General features: G+C 61.9%; 5 protein-coding genes. All 5 read right to left on the bottom strand.

Features of this window, described 5'->3' with window-relative positions:
- On the bottom strand, positions 1-1,840 hold a 1,840-nt coding region (locus Q0S71_RS08845; protein ID WP_295994014.1), incomplete at its 3' end, for a glutamate synthase central domain-containing protein.
- 188 nt (positions 1,841-2,028) lie between these two features.
- Positions 2,029-2,721: a transposase gene (locus Q0S71_RS08840; RefSeq protein WP_295994013.1), complete on the bottom strand. Its 693-nt coding sequence runs from the start codon at positions 2,719-2,721 to the stop codon at positions 2,029-2,031.
- 104 nt (positions 2,722-2,825) lie between these two features.
- A complete protein-coding gene (locus Q0S71_RS08835; RefSeq protein WP_295994012.1) occupies positions 2,826-3,506 on the bottom strand; it encodes a response regulator transcription factor in 681 nt (226 codons plus the stop codon).
- 40 nt (positions 3,507-3,546) lie between these two features.
- Complete coding sequence (locus Q0S71_RS08830) at positions 3,547-4,701, bottom strand: PAS domain-containing sensor histidine kinase (protein ID WP_295994011.1); 1,155 nt, start codon at positions 4,699-4,701, stop codon at positions 3,547-3,549.
- Positions 4,702-4,745: 44 nt separating this feature from the next.
- On the bottom strand, positions 4,746-4,960 hold a 215-nt coding region (locus tag Q0S71_RS08825), incomplete at its 5' end, for a DEAD/DEAH box helicase (protein ID WP_295994010.1).

The following is a 4,960-nucleotide window of genomic DNA, read 5'->3' as shown; positions in this document are numbered from 1 at the left end:
CCTTGCCCCAGGCGACCGGATAGCAGATGTTCAGCTCATAAGACTTGAATTTGCCGCCCGTATGCAGGCTGATACCGCGCAGGCGCGCCATGTCGTCGAAGCCGAGTATCGGTTGCGACACTTCCAGCCGCATCGGCGGGTTGACATTATTGGTATCGAGCAAATTCGGCTTCGGTCCGATGAACGACACCAGCGACATCACCATCGCTTCGCGGATGGGATCGATGGGCGGGTTGGTCACTTGCGCGAACAATTGCTTGAAATAGCTGTACAGCGGCTTGAGCTTGTTCGACATCACGGCCAGCGGCGAATCGTTGCCCATAGAACCGGTCGCCTCCTCGCCGGCGGCCATGGGCGCCATCAGGAATTTCAAGTCTTCCTGCGTGTAGCCGAACGCTTGCTGGCGGTCGAGCACGGAGGCGACGGCTTTTTCGCCGGGCGCCGACGAATACTTGACGCGGTTGTGCGCCAGCTGGCTTTCGCTGAGCTTGATTTCATTGAGCTTGATGCGCACCGCGTTGATCCACGCCTTGTAGGGCTTGGCGTTGGCGTACGTGTCTTTTAGCTCCTTATCGTCGATGATACGGCCCGCTTCGAGGTCGATCAAGAACATCTTGCCCGGCTGCAAACGCCACTTCTGGATGATCTTCGATTCCGGAATCGGCAATACGCCCGATTCCGAGGCCATGACGACCAGGTCGTCGTCGGTGACGATGTAACGGGCGGGCCGCAGGCCGTTGCGGTCCAGCGTGCCGCCGATGTAGCGGCCGTCGGTGAAGGCCATGGCCGCCGGGCCGTCCCACGGTTCCATCATCGCGGCGTGATATTCGTAGAACGCGCGACGATTGTCGTCCATCGTGCCGTGATTTTCCCACGCTTCCGGGATCATCATCATCATCGCCTGGGCGATGGGGTAGCCGGCCATCAGCAGCAGTTCGAGCGCGTTGTCGAAGCTGGCGGTGTCGGACTGGCCCTCGTAGATCAGCGGGAACAGCTTCTGCAAATCATCGCCGAGCACGGCCGATTTCATCACGCCCTCGCGCGCGCGCATCCAGTTGAAATTGCCTTTGACCGTGTTGATCTCGCCGTTGTGGGCGATCAGGCGGTAGGGGTGGGCCAGCGGCCACTCCGGGAAGGTGTTGGTGGAGAAACGCTGGTGCACCAGCGCCAGCGCCGACACGCAGCGCGGGTCTTGCAGGTCTTTATAGTAGACGCCGACCTGATCGGCCAGCAACAGCCCCTTGTAGACGATGGTGCGGGCCGACATCGACGGCACGAAGAATTCCTTGCCATGGAGCAGCTTCAACGCCTGGATCGCGTGGCCGGACGATTTGCGGATCACATACAGTTTGCGCTCCAGGGCGTCGGTGACCATGATGTCCGGCCCGCGGCCGATGAAAATCTGGCGTATCACCGGCTCCTTGGCGCGCACCGTCGGCGACATGGGCATGTCGCAATCGACGGGAACATTGCGCCAGCCCAGCACGACCTGGCCTTCGATGCGCACGGCGCGTTCGATTTCCTGCTCGCAGGCGATGCGGGAGGCGTTTTCCTTCGGCAGGAACACCATGCCGACGCCGTATTCGCCCGGTGGCGGCAATTCCACGCCCTGCTTGGCCATTTCGTCGCGGTAATACTGGTCCGGCACCTGGATCAGGATGCCGGCGCCGTCGCCCATCAAGGCATCGGCGCCCACGGCGCCCCGGTGATCGAGGTTTTTCAGGATCAGCAGGCCCTGTTCCACGATGGAATGGCTTTTATTGCCCTTGATGTGGGCGACGAAACCGACGCCGCAGGCATCGTGTTCATTTGACGGATCGTACAGACCTTGGGCTTCCATGACTTCTCCACTGCGTTTTTGAGCGAAAAGCCAGAGTAGTGCAATGCAGCAGAAAGTTCAATAATAATAATTAGGGTCGGAGTCGAATTAAAAAATTCACAGTCGCTCAAAAAATTAATTGGGGACATAGTGATCGTGATCCCCACCAGGTATCGGAAAACCTTGTAAATGACGCAGTCAACAATGGTTCAGCCGGCCACCTTGAACGGACGGCCCCGCTTCGCCGGCAATACCTGGCGCTTGACGCGGTTTTGCAGCTCGGTCTTGAATTTATCCGAGCCCAGCGGCCAGCCCTTCAGCACCGCCTTGTTGATGGTGTCGATTTCCGCCGGTGTGAGCGCTTGCTCCGTCAGCGCGATATACGCCGCCTCGCGCTGGAATGGCGTGTTGCCCAGCGCCCAATACTGGGCGTGATCGGTAATCAGGCTGTCCGCTTGCAAACCGGCGTGATGGGCATAGCTCGACCACGGATACGATGCCGCATCGCCGCTGTATCCCGCCCGCACAGGATTGAATTCGATGTAACGGCAGCACGGCATGAAGTATTTGTCGGCGTCGATCAGCGAGGTTTTGTAGCGGCCCTGCCACAAAGTGCCGCTGCGGCCATATTTTTGATTGAAGTAGGGCACGTAATAACGGCCTATCCACTGCATCATCTGGGCCAGCCCCGTTTCATCGGACGGCGACACCAGCAAATGAAGATGATGGGGCAGCAGGACGTAGGCGTGAACGGCGACTTTATAGGTTTTGGCGGCGCCGCGCAGCCAGCCCAGGAAGGAGCGGTAATCTTCGGCGTCCTGGAAAATCTGCTGGTCGTTGTTGCCGCGCTGGATGACGTGGTGCGGCTGGGATGGGACGATGAGGCGGGGCAGGCGGGCCATGGCGTAAACAATAGGGTGGAAGCCCGATACTACCCAATTTTTACCGCTCTGTCCCCGATTAATTCCACGGCAAGGCCGACGCCTTCGACCGCGTCCCTATTTATTCAAGACAGGTTGAAGCTGGCGGACAGGCTGTAGCCTTCGCCGTAGGCGCTGCGCAGCGGCAAGTCCTGGCCGAGGCCGGTTCTGGCTTTTTTGCGCAGGCGGTAGACCAGCATGTCGACGCGGCGGCCGGCATCCGGATCGTCGCCGCCGATGCCGGCCACGATCACCTGGCGCGGCACGGGACGGGTATTAATCGTCAGCAAGTGCAGGAAATTGCACTCTTTTTCCGTCAGCGTGATGGCCATGCCCTGCAGTTCCAGCTGGCGGGCGCTGACTTTCAGCGTCCACTTGCTCGGCAGCGGCACGGTTTCCTGCGGGCCGACGCGGCGGTCCAGCGCCTCGATGTGGGCGGCCAGCTCCTGGAATTTGATGGGCTTGGTCAGATAATGGTCGGCGCCCAGGCGCAGGCCGAGGATGCGGTTGTCGAAGGCGACGCGGCCGGTCAGCACCAGCAAGCCGATCTGCGGGTACAGCTGGCGCATGCGCGGGATCACGTTGAAGCCATCCTCGTCGGGCAGGCCCAGGTCGAGCACCACCACGCCGACATTGCCCTGGCTCAGCGCGGACCACATGTCGCCGGCATTGTTCGTCGTGTGCACTTCGTGTTTGAGCTCGATCAAAAACTCTGCCATCTCTTCGGCAAAGTCCAGATTGTCTTCCACGATGAGTATTTGCGTCATTGATGCGCCATTCGTTACGAAGATTATCGAGCAAGCCCGCTCAGCCCTGTGCGCCGCCCGTGAGGACTTGCGTCAGGGAATTATCACTGTTGCCACCGCCGGGCGCAAGGCTTTTCCCGGCGGCGGCGGACCATGGCAGCCAAATCCGAAATTCTGCGCCGCTTTCAGAAACATTTTGCGCGCTCAGGATGCCGCCGTGCACGTCCACCACCGACTTTGCCATATACAGACCGAGGCCGGAACCGGCCACCCCGGCGGCGTTGCGGCCGCGGAAGGATTTCGCGAACACCTTGTCGAGCTCGTCGGCCGGAACACCGGCGCCATGATCGCGCACCAGCAACTCGATGCCGCCCTCTGTCGCATTTCTGCCCAGCAGCTCGATCTTGCTGTCGTCCGGCGTGTACTTGATCGCGTTGTCGACGAGGATGTCGAACGCCAGGCGCATGCCGTTGGGGTCGCAGCGCAACCACGGCGGCAGGCCGGCGCAGCGCACGATGATGTGGTCGCGGCGCGCGCGGGCCTGCTCGGCGGCCGCTTCCAGCAGCGCCTCGGGCGAGATTTCGTCCGGCTGACGCTGGCGGCCTATGCTGGCCATGCGCTCCGGCGACAGGTACTCGTCCAGCAGCGCCAGCATGCGGTCGACGGCGGTCTGGATCTTGCGGTAGCGTTTGCGGGTGCCTTCGTCGTGCTCGGCGCCCGTCATTTCCAGGCGCTGGACGGCGCCGTCTATGGTCGACAGCGGCGTGCGGAATTCGTGCGACACCATCGCCGCGAAGCGCTTTTGCTGCACCGCCTGCTCGCGGCGGGCGCTGATGTCGCGCACCACGCCGACCAGCGTGGCCGGCCCGCCGTCGTCGGCATCGATCAGCGTCGACTCGATTTCCACGGGGATGACGCGGCCGTCGCGATGCGCCTGGTCGAATTCGCGCCGCACGGTGCGGCGGCTGGCGTCGCCGCCCCGGTAGCGCGCCAGCCGCGCCGGCAAGTCATGCAGCAGCGCCTGGGCCAGCGGCTGGACGCTGTCGAGATCGTAGCCGAACAAGCGCCCGGCGGCCGGGCTCAGATAGGTCAGGCGCAGGCTGGCGCAATCGGCCATCCAGCTCACTTCGCCGCTGTGTTCGAGCAGCAGGCGCAGGCGCGCCTCGGCGCGGCGCGCTTCCTCAAGCTCGGCAAGCAGTTGCGGGACGGTGTGCATGGTTGCTTACGTTAATGAAAAAACATGCACCTAGTATAGCCGCGCTATTCCAGCAGCGGCGCAAAGATCTGTTGCAAATCTTCTTGCGTCAACGCCATCTTGTGCGACTCGCCCTCGGCCAGGATCGATTGCGCCAGGTCGGCCTTTTTCTGTTGCAGGATCTGGATCTTTTCTTCCAGCGTGCCCTTGGCGATCAGCTTGTAGACGAACACCGGCTTGTCCTGGCCGATGCGCCAGGCGCGGTCGGTGGCCTGGTTTT

The sequence above is a fragment of the Rugamonas sp. genome, assembly GCF_025354735.1.
In the GTDB taxonomy this organism is placed as follows: Bacteria; Pseudomonadota; Gammaproteobacteria; order Burkholderiales; family Burkholderiaceae_D; genus Rugamonas.
Note: the sequence above shows the minus strand (reverse complement) of the source record. Positions and strands in the feature narration are given on the sequence as shown.